Here is a 20,488-nt window from a genome sequence, read left to right on the forward strand (position 1 = left end):
TTAGCGGCTATCTACCGGCTTGCCTAGACTTTGGTCATCTGGGCCGGGGCAAAGTTGCAGATAAACACACTGCCCTTGCCGGGGACGCTGTTGATTTCCAGTGCCGCGCGGTGGCGCAGCAGCACGTGCTTGACGATCGCCAGGCCCAGGCCGGTTCCGCCGGTGTTTGACGCGCGGCTGGAGTCGACGCGGTAGAAGCGCTCGGTCAGACGCGGAATGTGCTTGCTGTCGATGCCTATGCCGGAGTCCTGCACGCTCAGGTGCGCGCCACGGCCGTCACTCCACCAGCGGACGCGGATCTTACCCTCGGCCGGCGTGTATTTGACCGCGTTGAAGATCAGGTTGGAAAACGCGCTGCGCAGCTCCGCCTCACTGCCCTTGAGGCTGACGTCGCTTTCCAGCTCCAGGCTGATCTGTTGATTCTTGCTCCCCGACAGCGCCTGAGCATCGTTGGTGATGCTTTGCAGCAGCGACGACACGGCCACGGGCTGGTTGTCTGACGGGTAATCGGTAGCTTCCAGCTTGGCCAGCAGCAAGAGGTCATTGAGCAGCGTCTGCATGCGCCCGCCCTGCTGATGCATTTGCTGCAATGCACGGACCCAGCGCGGATTCACCTCCTCGACGTTATCCAGCAGCGTCTCCAGGTACCCGCAGATGACCGTCAACGGTGTGCGCAGCTCGTGGGACACGTTGGCCACAAAGTCTTTGCGCATCTGCTCGAGCTGATGCATGCGCGTCACGTCGCGCACCAGCATCAGATGCTCGTTGTTGCCGTAGCGGGTGATCAGCATCTGAATGCGCAGGCGGTCGTTGACCGGCGAAGGAATCTCCAGTGGTTCAGCGTAATTGGCGTGCTCGAAGTACTCCTTGAAACGCGGGTGGCGCACAAGGTTGGTCACCGGCTGACCGCTGTCCTGGGGCGTTTTCAGGCCCAGCAAGGTTTCGGCCGCGCGGTTCCACCATTCCAGGTTGCCGTCGCTGTCGAGCATGATCACGGCATCTTTCAGCGCGGCGGTGGATTCCTGGACACGGTCGATCACCGCTTGCAAGCGGCCACGCACGCGCTGATCGCGCCGTTGCAGATGGTAAATGCTGTCGAAGACTTCACCCCACAAGCCATAGCCATCGGGCGGCGGCTCGTCGGGTTTGTGATGGCGAAGCCAGTCATGCAGGCGCAGCAGCTGTTTGAGGGTCCAGGCCAGATAAAGCCCCAGACCGGTTGCCAGACACCCGCCGTAATGCCCGCTGATCAAACCGGCCAGCAACGAGGCTGTGACCAACATCAGCAAGTGGCGGATCAGGGTGCCATGCCAGTTGTGATTCAATTAACGCGTCCTTGTCTTCAGCGGTTTGAATCGCTGCCAAACGCTTTTTCAGCTTTTGGTGGAGAAACGGTAGCCAGTACCGCGGACGGTTTGTACCAGATTTTCGTAAGCCTCGCCGAGGGCTTTGCGCAGACGCCGGATGTGGACATCCACGGTGCGCTCTTCCACGTAGACGTTTCCGCCCCAAACCTGATCGAGCAACTGCCCGCGGGTGTAGGCGCGTTCCTGATGGGTCATGAAGAATTGCAGCAGGCGGTATTCGGTCGGGCCCATCTCGGCAGGTGTGCCGTCGATGGTCACGCGGTGGCTGATCGGGTCCAGCAGCAGACCGCCCACTTCGATCGGCGATTCGCCATCGTTCGGGGCTGCCCGCCGCAGCACGGCCTTGAGCCGGGCGACCAGCTCGCGGGGGGAGAAGGGTTTGGTGATGTAATCATCGGCGCCGACTTCTAGGCCCTGGATCTTGTTGTCCTCTTCGCCTTTGGCCGTGAGCATGATGATCGGGATGTCACCGGTCAGCTCGTCACGCTTCAAACGACGGGCCAGCTCGATGCCGGATGTGCCGGGCAGCATCCAGTCGAGCAGGATGAGGTCCGGCTTGCGGTCGACGATAACGGCGTGGGCCTGTTGCGAATTCTCAGCCTCAATGCAGTCATAGCCGGCCATTTCCAGTGCGACGGCAATCATTTCGCGAATGGGCGCTTCGTCGTCGACGATCAGAATACTCCTGCCAGCCATGCCTCGAACCTCATGTCATTTAACTGTCTTGGGGCGCATTAGATAACGGAATTATTGCAGTCGTGTGACAGGTTAGTTCGAGCTAGGCGTATTCGCCGATCTAGCGCTAAGCTGGCGACTTGTCCTACAAGAAATGTCTATCCAGCGACAAACAAAAAGAGGATTCACCTATGGCTAAAATTTCTTCCGCTCTGACGCGCCTTTTAGCGGCAGCCGCGTTGGCGTCCTCCGGCATGGCATTCGCTGCCGCGCCTGCTATGACCACCGACGGCATGCTCACTGATCATAAAAGCATGACCCTCTACACCTACGACAAAGACACGTCGGCGGGCAAATCCGTCTGCAACGACCAATGCGCAACCAACTGGCCGCCGCTGATTGCCACAGCAAGCGACAAGCCTATGGGCGACTGGACCATCATCAAGCGCGATGACGGTGCTTCGCAGTGGGTTTACAAGGGCAAGCCGCTGTACACCTTCAAAAATGACAAAGCCGCGGGTGATAAAACCGGCGACGGCAAGGGCGACGTCTGGCACATCGCCAAGCCGTGATCTGAGCCTTTCGAGCGCTGCGTTGGTCCGAATCGGTCAGCGCAGCGCGTAGTCCAGCACGATACCCACAAAAATCGCCAGCCCCGCCCAATGGTTGTGCAGAAAGGCCTTGAAGCAGGCTTGCGGGTCTTTGTCCCGCGTCGACCAGAACTCCCAGGCAAAGCATCCCGCCGCTACCAGCAGGCCGATGAAGAAGTACAGGCCCAGCTCGAAGCGCGTACCCGCCAGCATCAGGCAGAACAACGCCAGGCATTGCAGCGTCAGGATGATCACCCGATCTGCGTCGCCGAACAGCACGGCGGTGGATTTCACGCCGATCTTCAAGTCGTCCTCGCGATCGGTCATCGCGTAATACGTGTCGTAACCCACCGTCCACAGCAGATTGGCGATGTAAAGCAGCCAGGCAGCAGCGGGCAGGTCGCCGGTCTCGGCCGTGAATGCCATTGGCATGCCCCACGAGAACGCTGCACCGAGCACCACTTGCGGGTAGTAGGTGTAGCGCTTCATGAAGGGGTAACACGCCGCCAGGGCCAGCCCGCCGAAAGACAGCCAGATCGTCGTAGGGTTGGTGAACAACACCAGCACAAAGCTCAGCGTCACCAGCACTGCGAACAGAACCAGCGCCTCTTTTGACGTCACCCTGCCACTGACCAAAGGCCGTTGCTCGGTGCGTTTGACGTGGCCGTCCACCTTACGGTCGGCGAAGTCGTTGATCACGCAGCCCGCCGCGCGCATCAGGAATACGCCGACGACGAAAATCAGCAGCGTGCTCAGGGACGGCGAGCCTTTGCCTGCGATCCAGACGGCCCACAGCGTTGGCCACAGCAACAGATAAATGCCGATGGGCTTGTCGATGCGCGTGAGCTGGACGAAGTCCCAGGCGCGCGGGTGCAGACGGTTCAGGGATTTGAGCAGCGACAGGTACATCAGCGGCCCTCTTGGGCGAGCAGTGGGAGGTGGGCTTCGATGGCGCGCCATGCGGTGGGCAGAAACACTTCCGCTACCAGAATGCTTAAAGTCCCACGGCTGAAACAGGAGCGACGTCCCCACAGGCCCTGCTGTGCGTCAGCCTTGGGCAGCCATTGCGCAGGATAGCGGCAGACCTGCAGCGGGCCGCGGGCGAAGGCTTTATCGCTGAACAGTAACTCGCCCAGCGACCGGGTACCGAGTTCGTCCATGTGCAGGCCGTCCTGCTCCAGCGCGCTGCGGGCGGCGACACTGCGGGCAAACACCCATTTTTCATCGCGGCCCAGCAGATACACCTCACGCACCCAGCCTTCGCTGCCCTCAGGCAAGTGCAGGGCGGCGCATTCATCAGCACGCAGGCGCTGCCAGCCTTCGAACTGCGGCTCGACGCAGAAGCGGTCGTCAGAGAGCCGGGTCAGGCGTCGGGTCAGGGAATCTTCGTGGAACAGCCACTCAAGAGCGAGGGGCGAGGGGGCTTCGATCAACTGATCGCGCAAAAGCCACTCGGGCGCTGGAAATGCAGGGGTTTGCTGGATCACGGGAGACAAACACAGGCGGCAATCGAGGCGGCGAGCTTAGCATGATTGCGATGTTTGACAGACGACCGGAGTACCCGCCATCTTTCGCTGACGCACCCGACGCCTTCCCGGCTAAAGCCGGTCCCACAGGGATATGCGGTGTATTAGTGGGACCGGCTTCAGCCGGGAAGAGGTCGGTGTGTGCGCCATCAATTTTGCGGTGCGGCCGCTGACGTCTTCCCGGCTAAAGCCAGTCCCACTAGAAAGTACCCGCGTTGAACATCAATGAAACTTGCGTCATCGCGCTGTGATCAGTAAAAGGCCTGACTCATTCGATAAACTTCGCGACGACAGCGGAGCGTCTGGGACGTCTAGCCTGAAACCAAGAGAACCGATCAATGAAAAAGTGGCAATGCATAGTCTGTGGCCTGATCTACAACGAAGCCGACGGTTGGCCGGATGACGGCATCGCGCCGGGCACGCTCTGGCAGGACGTGCCGGAAGACTGGCTGTGCCCTGACTGCGGCGTCGGCAAGATGGATTTTGAGATGATCGAAATCGGCTGATCCGCTGACTTCCACGCCCCCTCTGGAGAAATGAATGAACGCACCTGTCGTGATCATCGGTACCGGGCTGGCCGGCTATAACCTCGCTCGCGAATTTCGCAAGCTGGATGGCGAGACGCCGCTGTTGCTGATCACCGCCGATGACGGCCGTTCGTACTCCAAACCTATGCTCTCCACCGGCTTTGGCAAAAATAAAGAAGCCGACGGCCTGAGCATGGCCGAGCCGGGCGCCATGGCCGATCAGCTCAACGCCGAGGTGCGTACGCACACCCGCGTCAGCGGTATTGATCCGGGTCACAAGCGTCTGTGGATCGGCGAGGAGGCGGTGCTCTACCGTGATCTGATTCTGGCGTGGGGCGCCGAAACCGTGCGTGTGCCGGTGGCGGGTGACGCTGCCGACGCCATATTCCCGATCAACGATCTGGAGGACTACGCGCGTTTCCGGGCCGCAGCGGCAGGCAAGAAACGGGTGTTAATCCTCGGCGCAGGTCTCATCGGCTGCGAGTTCGCCAATGATCTGATCCTGGGCGGTTACGAAATCGACCTGGTTGCGCCGTGCGAGCAGGTGATGCCCACGTTGCTGCACCCTGCAGCTGCCGCAGCGGTACAGGCCGGGCTGGAAAGCCTGGGCGCGCGTTTTCACCTCGGCCCTTTGCTGACTCGGCTTGATCGTGCCGACATCGGGCTCGAAGCGCACCTGTCCGATGGCGAGGTGCTGCATTGCGATCTGGTGGTGTCGGCCATCGGCCTGCGTCCCCGCACTGATCTCGCCGCAGCGGCGGGCCTGGAAATCGGGCGTGGCGTGGTGGTCGATCGGCATTTGCAGACCTCCCACGCCAATATCTATGCGCTGGGTGACTGCGCTGAAGTCGATGGCCTGAATCTGCTTTACGTCATGCCGCTGATGAACTGCGCCCGAGCATTGGCGCAGACGCTCGCTGGCACGCCCACGCCCGTCAAATATGGCCCGATGCCGGTCACCGTGAAAACACCGGTTTGCCCGCTGGTAGTGTCGCCGCCGCCCAAGGGCTCGGACGGTGTCTGGACCGTGGACGGAGAGGGCGCCGATATCAAGGCGCTGTGCCGCGACAGCGACGGCAACCTGCTGGGTTACGCGCTAACAGGCGCTGCGGTGATGGACAAGCTCGCCCTGAACAAGGCTTTGCCCCCGCTGCTGGCATGATTAACAGTCGTTCTGTCGGATAAGCCATCTTTTAGTTGAAACAAACGTGGCCCACGTACTGGCGCGGGTCCCGGTGGCGTGCCATTCTCATTCCGGTCTGCCGCAACGTAGAGCTGTTGCGGCACCTGCTCGCTGTCCGCAAGGGCTGCACGGGACATAAAAACAAAAAACCGTAAAAGAGGCTTCATATGCGTAAACCAGAACTCGCAGCGGCTATTGCCGAGAAAGCAGATCTCACCAAAGAACAAGCCAATCGCGTCCTCAACGCCGTGCTCGACGAAATCACCAACGCGCTGCACAAGAAGGACAGCGTCACGCTAGTGGGATTCGGCACTTTCTTGCAACGCCATCGTGGCGCCCGCACCGGTAAGAACCCTCAGACCGGTGAGCCCGTCAAGATCAAGGCCAGCAACACGGTGGCATTCAAGCCGGGTAAGTTTCTCAAAGACAGTGTCAATCCGGACGCGGCAAAGCCAGCGAAACCAGCCAAGCCGGCTGCAGCCGCCAAAGATGCCAAGCCAGCCAAGGCCGCAGCGGCCAAGGCACCCGCAGCAAAGAAAAAGTAATTCGCTGAGCGCTCTGCGGAGGGCGAGCAGCACGGAGATGGGCATGCCGATCAGTCGGCATGTCCATTTTTTTATGCCCGATTAATCAACCCGCGCAGCCCTGCGCGTTGCGTCTGGCTCGCCACTTTGCGACCGACCGGTTCTGCTTGCTCACCGGTCAACCAAGCTCGCTACACTGCGGCTGGTCACTCTGACCGACGCTGATCCCATGAGGCCCATACATGAAGTTCCGTTTTCTACTCTGGATGTTGGGCCTGTTGATGGGCCGCGCGAGTCGCAATAATCCCGCTTTTCAGCAGCAACTCGCGGGGAAAGATCTGGCGTTCCAGTTGCAAACGGCTGATGGCAAGATCGCCCGGCATTTCATCGTGCGGCATCAACGCATCAAGAGCCGCGCCGGCACCTTTGCGGCGCCTGCTTTCGTGATTTCTTTCAAGGATGCCGATTACGGCTTCGCCACAATGCAGGCCCGGAACAAGCAGCTCGCGTTTATGCAGGGCATTCAGGACAAGAACATCTTGGTCACCGGCAACGCGGGTCTGGTGATGTGGTTTCAGGGCCTGACAAAGTATTTGAAGCCGAGGAAGAAGAAGTAGTCCTCCCCGGACACTTCTGGATTAACTGAACTGCGCGGCCAGTTCGCGCAACAGCACTTCGGCCTCCAGCACTTTCTTCACGACATCCTGAGCTTTCTCGCGGGACAGCTTCAGGCGCTCGAGCAACTCGTCCGGAATGCCTTCCAGAGGGCCGGAGCCGATGCCTTCCTTGCGCAGCAGTCTCACTGCCAGGCACACCAGGTTTGCATACTTGTAATGCTCACCTGCGTAATGCGGGTCATGCTGGAAGCGCAGGGCGATGACCAGCTCCTCCGGCATGTCCCAGTTGCGCATCAGCCAGGAACCGATCTGCTCGCGGGTGATGCCCAGCAGGTGCTGCTCGACGTAGCTGTGATGAAGATGCGGATTGACTTCGATCTGGCGGCAGATCAGCGAAAAGTGCGGCGGAAACACATGCGCCAGCAGCAGATAGCCGAAGTTGTGCAGCAAGCCGGCGAGGTACGTCAGGCCACTTTCCGGGCGCTCGGCACGGGGCATGGCGCGGGTCAGGCCTTCAATGATCGCAGCGGTGTAAATCGACTGCTGCCAGTAAGGGGTTGCTTGCTGCGGATGATCCTTGGGCAGCGCCAGGGTTTTGCCCAGCGCCAGGCCGAGCGCCAGATTGATCACCAGATCAAAACCCAACACGCGGACGATGGCATCCTCTACAGAGCGGATTTTGCCGGCCGAACCGTAATACGGGGAGGCCGCCCAGCTCACGACCTGTGCCGCCAGTGCCGGGTCGGTTTCCACCACGCCGGTAATATCGTCGATGGTTGCGTCAGGGTCGACACGCAGTTTGATGATCTTCTGCGCCGTATCGGCCAATGGCGGAATTTCCACCGTGGATTCCAGACGCTGCTGAATGCGCCGGGCGGTGAAATTCTGAACGGCTTTGGTGATCTCCTCGCGGTCGTCATCGGGACGCGTGAGGTTGGGCGTAACGGATGTCACCGGCTCGCCGAAGCGCGCAGCGCTGGCTTTGGTCAACAGCGTCCTGAAGTCTTCGCTGCTGATTTCCAGCAAGAGGCCCGGCTCACCGGAATCGATCAGCACAGTAGGACCGGACAGAATCCGCTCTTCATACAGGCAAGGCGAGCTGGTCAGCGAAGGCAGGCCAGGCAACGTACCCAGTTGGTGTTTTTGCAGCATCAGTTCGAGCGACTCTTTCGGAACCGCTTTCAACTTGCGGCCGGTCAACTCCGTGATGCGATTGAGGTCCAGCAATTGGTTTTGTGGAAACAGGATGAACAGCGCGCCGACTGAGTCGTCGACCAGAATGGCCTGCACTTTCTGATCAAGCGGAAGAGACTCGTCGTCTGTCACTTCACGGAAGTTGATAGCGGCTTTGCCCAGCAACTGCCGAATGACAGAAGGGCAGTGTGGGGTTGCGTCAATGTGGGCAACTTCTGTCATGGCCTGTATCCAGATTCCTACAATCGCTGAAGTATAACCAGCTTAGTTGTTATAGAGGTGAGACACCCTGTTATTGCGTTGACTGCTTCACACTTGACCGTATTGCTGGCCATGGCGCAGCCAGCGTTCCAGCAGCGGACTGACATGTTGCGGCCAGCGCTCGAGCAGCGCCTGGGCCGCGTCCCTGACTGCCGGCAGCAGATCTGCATCGCGCATCAGGTCAGCCACCTTGAACTGCAGCAGCCCTGTCTGACGCGTGCCGAGCATCTCGCCGGGCCCACGCAGCTCCAGATCCTTTTCGGCGATCACGAAGCCGTCGTTGGTTTCACGCATGATGCCCAGCCGTTGACGACCGATCTGCGAAAGCGGCGGGTGATACAGCAGCACGCAATGGCTGGCGGCGCTGCCCCGGCCGACCCGACCGCGTAATTGATGAAGCTGCGCCAGGCCCAGGCGTTCCGGGTTTTCGATGATCATCAGGCTGGCATTGGGGACGTCCACACCAACCTCGATCACCGTCGTCGCGATCAGCAGATTCAGATTGCCCTGCTTGAATTCGGCCATGACCGCGGCTTTTTCGGCGGGCTTCATGCGCCCGTGAATCAAGCCGACCTTGAGCTCGCCCAGCGCGCTGGTCAGCTCCTCGAACGTGGTTTCAGCGGCCTGACACGTCAGCTCTTCAGACTCATCGATCAGCGTGCAGACCCAGTACGCCTGCCGGCCTTCGGCGCATGCATTGCGTACGCGTTCGACGACTTCGATCCGTCGGCTGTCGACCACCAGCACGGTGTTCACCGGCGTACGACCGGGTGGCAGTTCGTCGAGGATCGACGTGTCGAGGTCGGCGTAGGCGCTCATCGCCAGCGTGCGCGGGATGGGCGTGGCGGTCATGATCAGCTGATGCGGGCACATCGAGCCGCCGACGCCTTTCTTGCGCAGGGCCAGGCGTTGCTGAACGCCGAAACGGTGCTGTTCGTCGATGATAACCAGCGCGAGATTCTTGAACTGCACCTCGTCCTGGAACAGAGCGTGGGTGCCGACGACCATGGGCGTGCCACCGGCGATCTGCGCCAGTGAGGCCGCACGCGCCTTGCCTTTGAGTTTGCCCGCGAGCCACGCCGTCTCGATGCCGAGAGGCTCCAGCCAGCGGGTGAAATTGATGAAATGCTGTTCGGCCAGAATCTCCGTAGGCGCCATCAGTGCGACCTGGTAGCCCGCTTCGAGGGCCTGCAACGCGGCGAGGGCTGCAACGACCGTCTTGCCAGCGCCTACGTCACCCTGAATCAAACGCAGCATCGGCTCGTGCTGACTGAGGTCATAGGCGATCTCGTTGCCGACGCGCTGCTGCGCACCTGTGGGCGGAAATCCGAGGTTGGCGAGGAATTTCTTCGGCAGACGCTTGGCCGGTGGCAGTGCAGGCGCGCGCTGCGAGCGCAGGCTTTCACGCAGGCGTTGCTGGGAAAGCTGGTGCGTCAGCAGCTCTTCGAACGCCAGTCGGTGCTGCGCCCAGTGATGGCCCAGCGCGAGCTCTTCAACGTCGGCATCGGCAGGCGGGTTGTGCAGGTAATGAATGGCGTCAGCCAGGGGCGCGAGTTGATAGTCGCGCGCCAGCTCATCCGGCAACCAGTCAGGCAGGCTCTTCGGGCCAAGCATCGACAGGCTCTGCTGACACAATTGCCGCAGGCGCTGCTGGGTGAGGCCTTCGGTCGTGGGGTAGATCGGCGTCAGCGTCTGCTCGACAGCCACCGGCTCGTCGCCGGTGATCGCACGGTATTCCGGGTGGTAGATCTCGAGCCCCGAAGCGCCGGGCCGGGCTTCGCCGTAACAGCGCACGTGGGTGCCGCGCTTTAGGCCGTCCTTCTGCGCGTTGCTGAAGTGATAAAAGCGCAGGCTCAGCACGCCGGTGCCGTCGCCCATCCTGACCAGCAAACTGCGGCGCTTGCCCATGACCACGTCGGCGCCGCTGACCACACCTTCGACTACCGCGTCCTGGCCCGGGCGCAATTCGCCGATGGGCACGACGCGAGTCCGGTCCTGATAACGCAACGGCAGGTGGAATAGCACGTCCTGAATGTTCTCAAGACCGACTTTCGCCAGCTTTTCAGCCATTGCCTCACCGACGCCTTTTAGCGCCGTGACCGAGACATGAGACAGCTCCGTCATACCGTCCCTTAACTCGCTTCAGCCTGAGCTTTAGGACGAGCGACGGAACACAGACGAATCGAGTCAGCGAGGATTTCGATGGCTTTCGGACGCGGGAAGCTGGCACGCCAGGCGATTGCCACTGTGCGGAACGGCACCGGCGGTGACAGCGGACGGACTTCGATCACGCCGGGGGCGTAATGATGGCTGTCGACGGCCGACATCGGCAGGATGGAAATGCCCAGCCCCGAAGCGACCATGTGCCGAATGGTTTCCAGCGAGCTGGATTCCACCGTGGTGTGCTTGGCAGCGTCGCCGCCCTTGACCAGCGTCGGACAGGCTTCGAGCACCTGATCGCGGAAGCAGTGGCCTTCGCCCAGCAACAGCAGGCTCTTGTCGTTCAGCGCCGAGGCATCGATGGTCTTTTTCTGGGTCCATGGATGATCGGCCGGCATCAACACGTAGAACGGCTCGTCGTACAGCGACAGCGTCAGGACATCGGCTTCGTTGAACGGCAGAGCGATGATGATCGCGTCGAGCTCACCATTGCGCAGCTTGTCACGCAGCACGTGAGTGAAGTTTTCCTCGATGTACAACGGCATCTGCGGGGCGACCCGGTGCAGTTGAGGAATCAGGTGAGGAAACAGGTACGGGCCGACGGTGTAGATCGCGCCGACTTTAAGCGGCGCGGTCAGTTGATTCTTGCCGGTCTGGGCCAGTTCACGAATACCCTGAGCCTGTTCGAGGACCTTCTGCGCTTGAGCCACGATGCCCTCGCCAACCGGGGTCAGACGTACGGCACTCTTGCTGCGCTCGAAAATCAGCACACCGAGTTCATCTTCCAGCTTCTTGACGCCCACCGACAGGGTCGGCTGGCTGACGTGACAACGTTCAGCGGCATGGCCGAAGTGCTGCTCTTGAGCGAGGGTAACGATGTAGCGCAATTCTGTGAGGGTCATAACGTGCGTCCATGAAGTTGCGGCCCCAGCATAGCGGGTGCAATCGATAGACGCACGTTATCAACCCGTCGCGGCTGACAAAATTCTGGTTTCAGCGTTTATCCAGGGAATAAACGAAGGGAGCGACCACTTCCAGCGACCCGTTCTTCAGCAATTCCGGCGGCGGCTTGGGCAATGGCTGCGCGCGGCGGATCATTTCCAGCGTCGCTCGATCCAGTGAAGCGCTTCCTGAACCGCCGGCCAATTCATAGGACAACACGCGGCCTTCGCCATCGACCACGAAGCGCAGACGACTGGTGCCTTGCATGCCCCGACGTCGAGCATCTTCCGGGTACCGCTTGAACTTGCTCAGGTGACTCAGCAACTCACCCTGCCAAGTGGGTAATGCATTGCTTGGCGGCGTGGGCGGAGCAGGTTGCGGCGATGCTGACTTCTCCGGCTTGGCGTTGGACGGCGGTGCGTCCAGCGGCTTGTCGTCGGCTGGCTTTTCTTCCTTCGGCGGCTCGACCTTCTTCACAGGCTTGGGCGGCTGTGGTTTGGGCTTGGGTTTGACCGGCTTGGGCACAGCGATCTCGGCCTTGGGCGCTTCGGCGACCGGCGGAATCGGCAGTTGTTCTTCAGGCGCAGGCGGCTGCGGCGGTTGCACGACTTTTGGCGGTGGCGGCGGGGCAGGCTCGGGAACGGGCGCGAGCTCGACCATCATCGCTGCCGGGGGCAACTCGATGGCCTGCGAAGAGGGCCAGCGCAATGCGACGACAATCGCCACGGCATGGACCGCCAGCACCAACAACAGACTACCGCTATAGCGCGTCAGCTTTTGGCGCGTATTGATCATTTCTTGCCGACCGTCTCGAGACCCACCAGGCCCACCTTCAGGTAGCCGGCGCCGCGCAGGGCATTCATGACGTCCATCAGATCGCCATAGTCGACGCCCTTGTCAGCCTGGAAGAAGATCGTGGTGTCTTTCTTGCCTTTGGTTTTGGCATCCAGCACCTGACCGATCTGCTCGCGGACCACTTTTTCATCGCCCAGATACAGGCTCTGGTCGGCTTTCACACTCAGAAAAATCGGTTTCTCGGGTCGGGGCACCGGTTTGGCGGTGGAGGCGGGCAGGTCAACCTTGATGTCCACGGTTGCCAGCGGTGCGGCAACCATGAAGATGATCAGCAGGACCAGCATGACGTCGATGAACGGCGTCACGTTGATTTCGTGGTTCTCGGCGAGCTCGTCATCGCCTTCCTTCAAATGCAGGCCCATGGTTTACCCCATCTTTACCATGTGCGGCGGTTGGCTGCGCTCGGCCGCAGGCTGGTGATCCAGATCGCGGCTGACCAGCAACAGAACCTGCGCCGAAGCGTCGGACACTTGCGCCTTGTAACCGGCGATGGAACGGGCAAAGACGTTGTAGATGACCACGGCCGGAATCGCTGCAACCAGGCCCAGCGCGGTGGCCAGCAAGGCTTCGGCGATGCCCGGCGCCACAACGGCCAGGTTGGTGGTCTGGGTTTTGGCGATGCCGATGAAGCTGTTCATGATCCCCCAGACGGTGCCAAACAGGCCCACGAAGGGCGCAGTCGAACCGATGGTGGCCAGCACGCCGGTGCCCATGCTCATGTTGCGGCCGCAAGCGGCGACCAGGCGTTCAAGGCGGAAAGCGACGCGCTCCTTGATGCCCTCCCGTTCGCGTGTATTAACCGACAGGCGCATTTCTTCCAGTGCGTCGTGCACCAGCATATGGGAAAGGGTCCCTTCTTTCTTCGCCCCTGCGCTGGCTTCGTCCAGGTTGCGCGCACGTTTCAGCGCAGCGATTTCCCTCCGCAGACGACGCTTGGCGCCCAGCAGTTCGAAGCCCTTGGCGATCCAGATGGTCCAGGTGATGACCGAAGCAATGGCCAGACCGATCATCACGGCTTTGACGATGATGTCCGCGTTCTTGTACATGCCCCATGGCGAGAGATCGTGGGACATGCCCAGGCTGTTATCTTCCGCAGCGGCGTCGAGCGATTCGGCCGGCGCAGATGCCGGGGTCAGTTCTTGAACGCCTGGCGCTGTAGCGGGGTCAACCGGTGTAGCGGCTGGCGCCTCGGCTTGTACGGCGGGCTTTTGTGCGGGAGCGTTGGAGTCGGCGAGCGCTACGGGCGTCAACATCAGGCTGAACAGCAGCGCGGCAATGGCGCGTCCTGCGCGTGGCAGACCTCGATTGGCAAGTGACGAAGCAGGGGTTTGAATAGATGTCATGCTGGCCCGACCTGATATGAAAATAGGTGTTCGTTCTGAGAGCGTCACGCTGGCGCGAGGCGAGCGGAGGAGAACAAAGGGTCGTCATTATTGCAAGTAATTCTTGTTAACAAAAGTAATAGCGTCTCTTTTTTCCTGAGAATGCTTCCCAATGGTCGGTTTTATAGCCCGTTTTACGGGCTGAAATTTAATGAGTGATGTGGAGATTGGACATGTCAGCGCCATCCGTTTTGATTGCTGGATGTGGCGACATCGGGAGCCGACTGGCTTCCCAACTGTTGCCTGATGACTGGACGGTGTACGGCCTGCGCCGCTCCGTTGAGAAACTGCCCGCAGGTGTGCTCGGCGTCAGCGGCGACTTGTTCGACGCCCGCATTCCTGCGCACTGGCCGGAAGGCCGGCTGGATTACCTGGTCTACTGCGCCACACCCACTGACCGGGATGAGGCGGGTTACCGCGCGGCTTATGTAGAGGGGCTTCGGCACGTACTGGGCTGGAGCGAGCGCAGCGGACAGCGACTGAAGCGGATATTTTTCGTGTCCAGCAGCAGCGTTTATGGTCAGCAGCAAGGCGAGTGGGTCGATGAAACGTCGCCCGTCGAAGCAACCGGGTACTCGGGACAGGTCATGCGCGAGGCAGAGCAAGTGGCGTTGGACAGCGGTATCCCGGCAACCATTGTCAGGTTGACCGGAATCTACGGTCCGGGCCGCAGCGATCTGATGAATCGGGTACGCCAGGGCTACAGCGTTGCGATCGATCCGCCGCTGTACGGCAACCGCATTCATGCTGATGACGCGGCCGGGCTGCTGGCGTTTTTGTTGCGAGCAGCATCGGACGAGATAGCGCTGGAAGACTGCTATATCGGCGTCGACGATGCACCCGCGCCGCTGGCCGAAGTGGTCGACTGGATGCGCCAGCGTCTGGGTGTCACAGAGTGGTCGGATGAGAACAACGTGCGCCGTGCCGGCAGCAAGCGCTGCAGCAATGCCCGCGCCAAAGCGCTGGGTTGGACGCCGCGTTATGCGACTTATAAAGAAGGGTATGAGGCGATGTTGGCAGACCAGCCGAACTAGTTCGCTCTGCCGCCGATTCGTAGGACCGGCTTTAGCCGGGAAGGCGTCAGTCTTACAGCCAGGAAATTGAGGTTATAGGTACTGGCCTCTTCCCGGCTGAAGCCGGTCCTACCATGCGTACGCGAGAGTCAGTTTTTCTCAAGCACCCAGCGCTGCTCGCCCGGGCGCAGGTCCGGCATTTCGGTTGCCTGGGCGTTGTTCACCGCCTGGAACAACTCCAGCTGTTTGCCATTGCGGACGAAGATCCACGGGTTGCCGCGCTCGTTCTTCTCCAGCCACATGCTGTCGTACTCACCGCTCATTGCGGCGCAATCGCCAGCCAGGCACAGCGCGTAGCGGTCATTACCCGGCAGGCCGCTGACGCTGCCATCTGGCATGAACTCAACCGTGCTGCCCTGGCCTTCACCATTGACGATGGTCCACTTGCCGCCGAGGTAGGCGGTGTAAAGTGCACGCTCGAAGCTGGTGCCGGGTTGCGCGCCGGCCGGGGGTGCTTCCTTGGGCGTGCGGAAATGCTGCTCGGGCCCGGTGTCGCTGGCGCGCTGCACCAGGTCGTCACCCTTGATGGTCAGCTCATCAGACGCATTGCCGTAGAAGTCGACGCGCAGCTTGCCGTCGGCATTGCTGGCGATCTTGCCTTCACTCAGCTCGAAGCCGTTGGAAGCAGTGGCCTGTCCGGCTTTGGTGTTGATGTTCCATTCCAGATTCGGGCCGTGAGCCAGCAGCGCCTGACGCAGATTACCGCCTTGGGCTGCTGCGTCGATGGCGGCCTGGTTGATCCAGGTGCCGTCCGGGCTTTTGTCGGAGTGGCTGGCGCAGCCGCTGAGCAGTACGGCCAGCAGCGAGAGGGCAAACGCAACGCGCATGGGTGCAGTCCTTCCTTTTGTGAGGAGGCGGAGCGTGCTTTAGCTCCGCACCGGGATTTACTCGATGACCAGAATGGCGTCCATTTCGACCTGCGCGCCACGCGGCAGCGCAGCAACGCCAATGGCGGCGCGCGCCGCGTACGGCTGCTCGAAATACTTGCCCATGATCTCGTTGACCTTGGCGAAGTGGCTCAGGTCGGTGAGGAAGATATTCAGCTTGACGATGTCCTTGAACGAACCGCCTGCGGCTTCGGCCACAGCCTTCAGGTTTTCGAAGACCTGAACGGTCTGTGCTTCAAAGCCTTCGACCAGCTCCATGGTCTTGGGGTCCAGCGGAATCTGGCCCGACATGTAAACGGTGTTGCCCGCCTTGATTGCCTGGGAATAGGTGCCGATGGCGGCAGGGGCTTTGTCGCTGGAGATGACGGTCTTGCTCATGAAAAACTCCTGTTTGCGGTTTGACTACGCGCGCATACGGGTGATGCGGATCACGCCGGCGAGTGCGCGCAGTTTCTTGATCACGCGGGCCAGGTGCACGCGGTCGTGCACGCTGACCACCAGTTGGACCACGCTGATGCGACCATCGCGTTCATCCATACTGATTTTTTCGATGTTGCCGTCCGCGGCATTGACGCTGCTCGCAAGCAGGGCGATCAAGCCGCGCTGATGTTCCAGTTCGACGCGCAGCTCGACATTGAACTCGCCGGTAACGTCTTTGGCCCAGGACAGCTGAATGCACTTTTCGGGGTTGTGGCGGACTTCCGTGATGTTCCGACAGTTATCCAGGTGCACGACCATGCCTTTGCCCGCTGACAAATGCCCGACGATCGGGTCGCCTGGAATCGGCGTGCAGCACTTGGCGTAACTGAGAACGAGGCCTTCGGTGCCACGGATCGCCAGAGGGCCTTCTGCGTTAGGCAGCTGATCGCCTTCACTGGCCAGCAGTCGGCGAGCGACCACATAAGCCATGCGGTTGCCCAGGCCGATGTCTTCGAGCAGGTCTTCGATGACCTCGACCCGATACTCGGCAAGGATGAGGCGCACGCGTTCGGCCGGAATCTTGTCCAGCGTGCTGTCGAAGCCGTTGAGCACTTTGTTCAGCAGGCGCTCGCCTAGATTGATCGACTCCGACCGACGCTGCAGTTTGAGCGCATGACGGATGTGGGTGCGGGCCTTGCCGGTCACGACAAAGTTGAGCCAGGCCGGATTCGGGCGTGCTCCCGGTGCACTGACAATCTCAACGGTCGAGCCGCTTTGCAGCGGTTCGGAAAGCGGGGCCAGCCGGCGATTGATCCGACACGCGATACAGCTGTTGCCGACATCGGTGTGGACGGCATAAGCAAAATCGACCGCCGTGGAGCCCTTTGGCAGCTCCATGATCCGGCCCTTGGGCGTGAACACGTAGACCTCGTCCGGGAACAGGTCGATTTTCACACTCTCGATGAATTCCAGCGAATTGCCCGCACGCTGCTGCATTTCCAGCACGCCCTTGACCCACTGACGGGCCCGCGCGTGGGTGCTCTTCGGTTGTTCATCGCCAGACGACTTGTACAGCCAGTGCGCGGCGATGCCGTTGTTGGCCATCTCTTCCATTTCGCGGGTACGAATCTGGATCTCGATGGGCACGCCGTGCATTCCGAACAGGGTGGTGTGCAGCGATTGATAGCCGTTGGCTTTCGGAATCGCGATGTAATCCTTGAAGCGGCCCGGCAGCGGCTTGTACAGATTATGTACAGCGCCGAGCACGCGATAGCAGGTGTCGACCTTGTCGACGATGATCCTGAACGCGTAGACGTCCATGATCTCGTTGAAGGCCCGGCGCTTGCCGCGCATCTTTTTATAGATGCCATACAAATGCTTTTGGCGACCGCTGACTTCGCCTTCGATGCCGTCAACGGCGAGGCAGTGGCTCAGCGACTCTTCGATCTTGTTGACCAGTTCCTTGCGGTTGCCGCGCGCGCGCTTGACCGCCTGGCCGATGCGCGAAGAGCGCATCGGGTACATCGCTTTGAAACCCAGGTCTTCGAATTCGATGCGCACGCTGTGCATGCCAAGGCGATTGGCGATCGGGGCGTAGATTTCGAGGGTTTCTTTGGCGATGCGACGGCGCTTTTCACCGGAGAGGACTTCCAGCGTGCGCATGTTATGCAGGCGGTCGGCGAGCTTGACCAGAATCACGCGGATATCCCGCGCCATGGCCATCGCCATCTTCTGGAAGTTTTCGGCCTGAGCTTCGGCTTTGGTCTCGAAGTTCATCTGGGTCAGTTTGCTGACCCCATCGACGAGTTCGGCCACCGTTTCGCCAAACTGCGCACAGAGCGCTTCTTTGGCGATGCCGGTGTCTTCGATCACGTCATGCAGCATGGCGGCCATCAGGCTCTGATGGTCCATGTGCATGTCGGCAAGAATATTGGCCACTGCCAGCGGATGCGTGACATAGGCTTCGCCGCTTCGACGGCGTTGGCCGTCGTGGGCTTGTTCGGCGTAGAAATACGCCCGGCGAACCAGGTTGACCTGGTCTGCGCCGAGGTAGGTCGACAGGCGATCGGCGAGGGCGTCTATGCTCGGCAAGATAAAACTCCTTGCCGAAGGCTGTGACCCTGCGCCTTGCTACGTCGACCAGGCATAGGCTTAGACGGCCTCGCTGGACTCGTCCTCGAATGCGGCGAACAGTGGTTCATCTTCAACGATTTCGGCTTCTGCGATAACAGCGTAATCCATCAGGCCTGCAGCGATTTCACGCAGGGCCACTACGGTAGGCTTGTCGTTTTCCCATGCCAGCTTTGGCTCTTTGCCACCGGTCGCCAGTTGACGCGAGCGCTTGGTGGCGAGCATGACCAGCTCAAAACGGTTATCTACATGTTCCAGGCAGTCTTCAACGGTCACGCGGGCCATGGGTATTCCTCGTAGCAAATGCGATATGCGCGGTGCCCGAATGGGCGAGCGGACTCGACAGTCTAAAAAATCACCAGCGTTTAGGGAAGCGCTGATTTTGAATGGATCGGTTTTGCCGCGTAAGAACCGGTCAGGCGAGCAGTTGAGCCAACAGCTCGGCGTGGCGCTGCTGTTGATGTTCCTGGCTCAGCAAGTTGGCGCGGAAGATCGCTTTCAGGTCTTCGAGTGCCGTGGCGAAATCGTCGTTGATCACAATGTAATCATATTCGGCGTAGTGACTCATCTCGCTGACGGCTTCGCGCATGCGGCCTTCGATGATCTCGTCGCTGTCCTGACCCCGATTGGTCAGGCGCTGGCGCAGCGCCTGCTGCGTCGGCGGCAGAATGAAGATCGAGCGGGCGTGGGGCATCAGTTTGCGAACCTGCTCCGCACCTTGCCAGTCGATTTCCAGAATCAGGTCATGGCCTTCGTCCAGCGTCTGCTGCAAACGGCTCTGCGAAGTCCCGTACATGTTGCCGAAGACTTCAGCCTGCTCGAGAAAGTCGCCGTGCTCGATCATGCGCACGAATTCGGCGCGGTCCACGAAGTGGTAGTTCACGCCGTCCACTTCGCCCGGACGCATGGCCCGGGTGGTGTGGGACACCGACACGCGGATCTGTGGTTGAGCGTTGATCAGGGCGTTGACCAGACTGGTCTTGCCTGCGCCCGATGGGGCGGAAATGATGTACAGGGTGCCGGTGCTGTGGGTCATGTCGGAGGTGGCCTTACTCAATGTTCTGCACTTGTTCGCGCATCTGCTCGATCAACACTTTGAGGTTGACGGCGGCTTGCGTGCTTCGAGGGTCAAAGGCTTTAGAGCCCAGTGTGTTGGCTTCGCGGTTGAGCTCTTGCATCAGGAAATCCAGCCGGCGCCCGGCTTGCCCGCCGGCCTTGAGTACGCGGCGCACTTCGGTGACGTGGGTGCTCAGGCGGTCGAGTTCTTCGGCAACGTCGCTCTTTTGCGCCAGCAGGACCATTTCCTGTTCCAGACGCTGCGGATCAAGCTCGGCCTTCATGTCGGCAAAACGATCGAGCACCTTTTGGCGCTGGGCGGCGAGCATCTGCGGCACGAGGGTACGCAAGGTCGCGACTTCAGTCTTGATCGAGGTGAGCCGTTCGTCGAGAAGCCTGGCCAGATCAGCGCCTTCGCGGGCACGACCGGCCTTGAGCTCTTCGAGCGCCTCGTTGAACAGGGCCAGCGCGTCGTTGTTCAGCGCTTGCGGATCGGCAGCATCGGCAACCAGAACACCGGGCCAGGCCAGCACTTCAAGCGGGTTCAGTGCAGCAGGCTGCTTGATCAGGCTGGCAACGACCTCTGCTGCCGCGACCAGTTGCCCGGCGCGTTCGCGGTTAACCTGCAGCGGTTTGCCTGCGGTCTCTTCGGTGAAGCGCAGGGTGCATTCGATTTTGCCCCGGGAAAGTCCCTGGCGCAGCGCCTCGCGCACGGCGCCTTCGAGGTCACGAAATGATTCCGGCAGGCGCAGATGGGGTTCGAGATAACGGTGATTGACCGAGCGCATTTCCCAGCTCAGCGTGCCTTGTGGGCCGGCTCGTTCAGCGCGGGCAAAAGCCGTCATGCTGTGCACCATGGGAAGTACCTCTATAAATTCAGGCGTTTGCGGATAGCCGGCCCGGGATGAATCCCTGGCAGAGTGTCGTGGAGAAACGACTGGCTATAAAGGCGCAGGATTGTAGCTCAGTGCAGGGTGTGCGCCCAAATGTGGCATTGTCGCAAGCGATACGCGGCGTTGTGATCGTGCGGCCAGGCGTGCAAATCTGCAGCGCCCGCCGTGAGCAATGTGTCATTAGATGTCCCAAGCCGTGCCTGCACCTCTATAATGCAGGCCAGTT

21 protein-coding genes and 1 pseudogene are annotated in these 20,488 nt (G+C 60.7%); 6 read left to right on the forward strand and 16 right to left on the reverse strand.

Annotated elements, in window-relative coordinates; genetic code table 11:
* Nucleotides 1-23: 23 nt before the first annotated feature.
* Complete coding sequence (gene phoR, locus ACQKEN_RS00410) at nt 24-1,283, reverse strand: phosphate regulon sensor histidine kinase PhoR (RefSeq protein WP_427683765.1); 1,260 nt, start codon at nt 1,281-1,283, stop codon at nt 24-26.
* A gap of 90 nt (nt 1,284-1,373) precedes the next feature.
* Nucleotides 1,374-2,063: a phosphate regulon transcriptional regulator PhoB gene (gene phoB / locus ACQKEN_RS00415; protein WP_065988205.1), complete on the reverse strand. Its 690-nt coding sequence runs from the start codon at nt 2,061-2,063 to the stop codon at nt 1,374-1,376.
* A 170-nt stretch (nt 2,064-2,233) separates the two neighbouring features.
* Here phoB and ACQKEN_RS00420 point away from each other — a divergent pair, with 170 nt between their 5' ends.
* The gene (locus ACQKEN_RS00420; protein ID WP_427682865.1) at nt 2,234-2,614 is read left to right on the forward strand and encodes a COG4315 family predicted lipoprotein; all 381 of its coding nucleotides are present in this window, start codon (nt 2,234-2,236) and stop codon (nt 2,612-2,614) included.
* A 36-nt stretch (nt 2,615-2,650) separates the two neighbouring features.
* On the opposite strand, the gene ubiA is transcribed toward ACQKEN_RS00420, so the two are convergent.
* Nucleotides 2,651-3,541, reverse strand: a complete 891-nt coding sequence (gene ubiA / locus ACQKEN_RS00425) for a 4-hydroxybenzoate octaprenyltransferase (RefSeq protein WP_427682867.1) — start codon at nt 3,539-3,541, stop codon at nt 2,651-2,653.
* Nucleotides 3,541-4,119 (reverse strand): chorismate--pyruvate lyase family protein, encoded by a 579-nt coding sequence (locus ACQKEN_RS00430; protein ID WP_427682869.1) that lies wholly within the window; start codon nt 4,117-4,119, stop codon nt 3,541-3,543. The genes ubiA and ACQKEN_RS00430 overlap by 1 nt, the downstream gene beginning before the upstream one ends.
* A gap of 377 nt (nt 4,120-4,496) precedes the next feature.
* Between ACQKEN_RS00430 and ACQKEN_RS00435 the strand changes: the two genes are divergently transcribed.
* The 4 genes and pseudogenes from ACQKEN_RS00435 (at nt 4,497) to ACQKEN_RS00450 (ending at nt 7,009) form a co-directional block, all read left to right on the forward strand.
* Nucleotides 4,497-4,664, forward strand: a complete 168-nt coding sequence (locus ACQKEN_RS00435) for a rubredoxin (RefSeq protein ID WP_002555879.1) — start codon at nt 4,497-4,499, stop codon at nt 4,662-4,664.
* A gap of 34 nt (nt 4,665-4,698) precedes the next feature.
* Nucleotides 4,699-5,847, forward strand: a complete 1,149-nt coding sequence (locus tag ACQKEN_RS00440) for an NAD(P)/FAD-dependent oxidoreductase (protein ID WP_427682871.1) — start codon at nt 4,699-4,701, stop codon at nt 5,845-5,847.
* A 188-nt stretch (nt 5,848-6,035) separates the two neighbouring features.
* Nucleotides 6,036-6,305, forward strand: a pseudogene (locus ACQKEN_RS00445) (HU family DNA-binding protein); the annotation flags it as partial.
* 329 nt (nt 6,306-6,634) lie between these two features.
* Nucleotides 6,635-7,009, forward strand: a complete 375-nt coding sequence (locus ACQKEN_RS00450; RefSeq protein WP_427682873.1) for a helicase — start codon at nt 6,635-6,637, stop codon at nt 7,007-7,009.
* Nucleotides 7,010-7,030: 21 nt separating this feature from the next.
* Here ACQKEN_RS00450 and ACQKEN_RS00455 read toward each other — a convergent pair whose 3' ends face one another.
* From ACQKEN_RS00455 to exbB, 6 genes are all read right to left on the reverse strand, one after another.
* A complete protein-coding gene (locus ACQKEN_RS00455; RefSeq protein ID WP_427682875.1) occupies nt 7,031-8,425 on the reverse strand; it encodes an HDOD domain-containing protein in 1,395 nt (464 codons plus the stop codon).
* Between the two features lie 87 nt (nt 8,426-8,512).
* Entirely contained in the window at nt 8,513-10,588 is a 2,076-nt protein-coding gene (recG, locus tag ACQKEN_RS00460) for an ATP-dependent DNA helicase RecG (protein WP_427682876.1), read from the reverse strand.
* An 8-nt stretch (nt 10,589-10,596) separates the two neighbouring features.
* Nucleotides 10,597-11,526, reverse strand: a complete 930-nt coding sequence (locus ACQKEN_RS00465) for a hydrogen peroxide-inducible genes activator (RefSeq protein ID WP_065988216.1) — start codon at nt 11,524-11,526, stop codon at nt 10,597-10,599.
* A 91-nt stretch (nt 11,527-11,617) separates the two neighbouring features.
* A complete protein-coding gene (locus ACQKEN_RS00470; protein WP_074885868.1) occupies nt 11,618-12,361 on the reverse strand; it encodes an energy transducer TonB in 744 nt (247 codons plus the stop codon).
* On the reverse strand, nt 12,358-12,783 hold the full coding sequence (gene exbD / locus ACQKEN_RS00475) for a TonB system transport protein ExbD (protein WP_427682879.1): 426 nt from the start codon (nt 12,781-12,783) through the stop codon (nt 12,358-12,360). The genes ACQKEN_RS00470 and exbD overlap by 4 nt, the downstream gene beginning before the upstream one ends.
* Nucleotides 12,784-12,786: 3 nt before the next feature.
* On the reverse strand, nt 12,787-13,764 hold the full coding sequence (exbB, locus tag ACQKEN_RS00480) for a tonB-system energizer ExbB (RefSeq protein WP_427682881.1): 978 nt from the start codon (nt 13,762-13,764) through the stop codon (nt 12,787-12,789).
* Nucleotides 13,765-13,976: 212 nt separating this feature from the next.
* On the opposite strand from exbB, the gene ACQKEN_RS00485 reads away from it, so the two are divergent.
* Nucleotides 13,977-14,837 carry an SDR family oxidoreductase gene (locus ACQKEN_RS00485; RefSeq protein WP_427682883.1) on the forward strand — a complete coding sequence of 287 codons (861 nt, stop codon included), beginning with the start codon at nt 13,977-13,979 and terminating at the stop codon, nt 14,835-14,837.
* Between the two features lie 128 nt (nt 14,838-14,965).
* Here ACQKEN_RS00485 and ACQKEN_RS00490 read toward each other — a convergent pair whose 3' ends face one another.
* The 6 genes from ACQKEN_RS00490 to ACQKEN_RS00515 all read right to left on the reverse strand — a co-directional run bounded on the left by ACQKEN_RS00490 (nt 14,966) and on the right by ACQKEN_RS00515 (nt 20,226).
* Nucleotides 14,966-15,703, reverse strand: a complete 738-nt coding sequence (locus tag ACQKEN_RS00490; protein WP_427682885.1) for a hypothetical protein — start codon at nt 15,701-15,703, stop codon at nt 14,966-14,968.
* A 57-nt stretch (nt 15,704-15,760) separates the two neighbouring features.
* Complete coding sequence (locus ACQKEN_RS00495; RefSeq protein ID WP_427682887.1) at nt 15,761-16,141, reverse strand: RidA family protein; 381 nt, start codon at nt 16,139-16,141, stop codon at nt 15,761-15,763.
* 24 nt (nt 16,142-16,165) lie between these two features.
* Nucleotides 16,166-18,274: a bifunctional GTP diphosphokinase/guanosine-3',5'-bis pyrophosphate 3'-pyrophosphohydrolase gene (spoT, locus tag ACQKEN_RS00500; RefSeq protein WP_427682889.1), complete on the reverse strand. Its 2,109-nt coding sequence runs from the start codon at nt 18,272-18,274 to the stop codon at nt 16,166-16,168.
* 60 nt (nt 18,275-18,334) lie between these two features.
* Nucleotides 18,335-18,598: a DNA-directed RNA polymerase subunit omega gene (gene rpoZ / locus ACQKEN_RS00505; protein WP_025257879.1), complete on the reverse strand. Its 264-nt coding sequence runs from the start codon at nt 18,596-18,598 to the stop codon at nt 18,335-18,337.
* 130 nt (nt 18,599-18,728) lie between these two features.
* Entirely contained in the window at nt 18,729-19,349 is a 621-nt protein-coding gene (gene gmk, locus ACQKEN_RS00510) for a guanylate kinase (protein WP_133774209.1), read from the reverse strand.
* A 13-nt stretch (nt 19,350-19,362) separates the two neighbouring features.
* Nucleotides 19,363-20,226 carry a YicC/YloC family endoribonuclease gene (locus ACQKEN_RS00515; protein ID WP_427682891.1) on the reverse strand — a complete coding sequence of 288 codons (864 nt, stop codon included), beginning with the start codon at nt 20,224-20,226 and terminating at the stop codon, nt 19,363-19,365.
* Nucleotides 20,227-20,488: the final 262 nt, after the last annotated feature.

This window comes from Pseudomonas sp. NPDC078416, assembly GCF_050268485.1.
GTDB lineage: Bacteria > Pseudomonadota > Gammaproteobacteria > Pseudomonadales > Pseudomonadaceae > Aquipseudomonas.

Bases quoted from the DNA above. Each gene is read 5' to 3' on its own strand.
- ACQKEN_RS00450 (WP_427682873.1), top strand. From the start codon at position 6,635: ATGAAGTTCCGTTTTCTACTCTGGATGTTGGGCCTGTTGATGGGCCGC.
- ACQKEN_RS00485 (WP_427682883.1), top strand. From the start codon at position 13,977: ATGTCAGCGCCATCCGTTTTGATTGCTGGATGTGGCGACATCGGGAGC.
- ACQKEN_RS00420 (WP_427682865.1), top strand. From the start codon at position 2,234: ATGGCTAAAATTTCTTCCGCTCTGACGCGCCTTTTAGCGGCAGCCGCG.
- recG (WP_427682876.1), bottom strand. From the start codon at position 10,588: ATGACGGAGCTGTCTCATGTCTCGGTCACGGCGCTAAAAGGCGTCGGT.
- ubiA (WP_427682867.1), bottom strand. From the start codon at position 3,541: ATGTACCTGTCGCTGCTCAAATCCCTGAACCGTCTGCACCCGCGCGCC.
- ACQKEN_RS00455 (WP_427682875.1), bottom strand. From the start codon at position 8,425: ATGACAGAAGTTGCCCACATTGACGCAACCCCACACTGCCCTTCTGTC.
- ACQKEN_RS00465 (WP_065988216.1), bottom strand. From the start codon at position 11,526: ATGACCCTCACAGAATTGCGCTACATCGTTACCCTCGCTCAAGAGCAG.
- phoB (WP_065988205.1), bottom strand. From the start codon at position 2,063: ATGGCTGGCAGGAGTATTCTGATCGTCGACGACGAAGCGCCCATTCGC.
- ACQKEN_RS00435 (WP_002555879.1), top strand. From the start codon at position 4,497: ATGAAAAAGTGGCAATGCATAGTCTGTGGCCTGATCTACAACGAAGCC.
- exbB (WP_427682881.1), bottom strand. From the start codon at position 13,764: ATGACATCTATTCAAACCCCTGCTTCGTCACTTGCCAATCGAGGTCTG.
- phoR (WP_427683765.1), bottom strand. From the start codon at position 1,283: ATGTTGGTCACAGCCTCGTTGCTGGCCGGTTTGATCAGCGGGCATTAC.
- gmk (WP_133774209.1), bottom strand. From the start codon at position 19,349: ATGACCCACAGCACCGGCACCCTGTACATCATTTCCGCCCCATCGGGC.
- ACQKEN_RS00440 (WP_427682871.1), top strand. From the start codon at position 4,699: ATGAACGCACCTGTCGTGATCATCGGTACCGGGCTGGCCGGCTATAAC.
- ACQKEN_RS00495 (WP_427682887.1), bottom strand. From the start codon at position 16,141: ATGAGCAAGACCGTCATCTCCAGCGACAAAGCCCCTGCCGCCATCGGC.
- ACQKEN_RS00490 (WP_427682885.1), bottom strand. From the start codon at position 15,703: ATGCGCGTTGCGTTTGCCCTCTCGCTGCTGGCCGTACTGCTCAGCGGC.
- ACQKEN_RS00515 (WP_427682891.1), bottom strand. From the start codon at position 20,226: ATGGTGCACAGCATGACGGCTTTTGCCCGCGCTGAACGAGCCGGCCCA.
- rpoZ (WP_025257879.1), bottom strand. From the start codon at position 18,598: ATGGCCCGCGTGACCGTTGAAGACTGCCTGGAACATGTAGATAACCGT.
- exbD (WP_427682879.1), bottom strand. From the start codon at position 12,783: ATGGGCCTGCATTTGAAGGAAGGCGATGACGAGCTCGCCGAGAACCAC.
- ACQKEN_RS00470 (WP_074885868.1), bottom strand. From the start codon at position 12,361: ATGATCAATACGCGCCAAAAGCTGACGCGCTATAGCGGTAGTCTGTTG.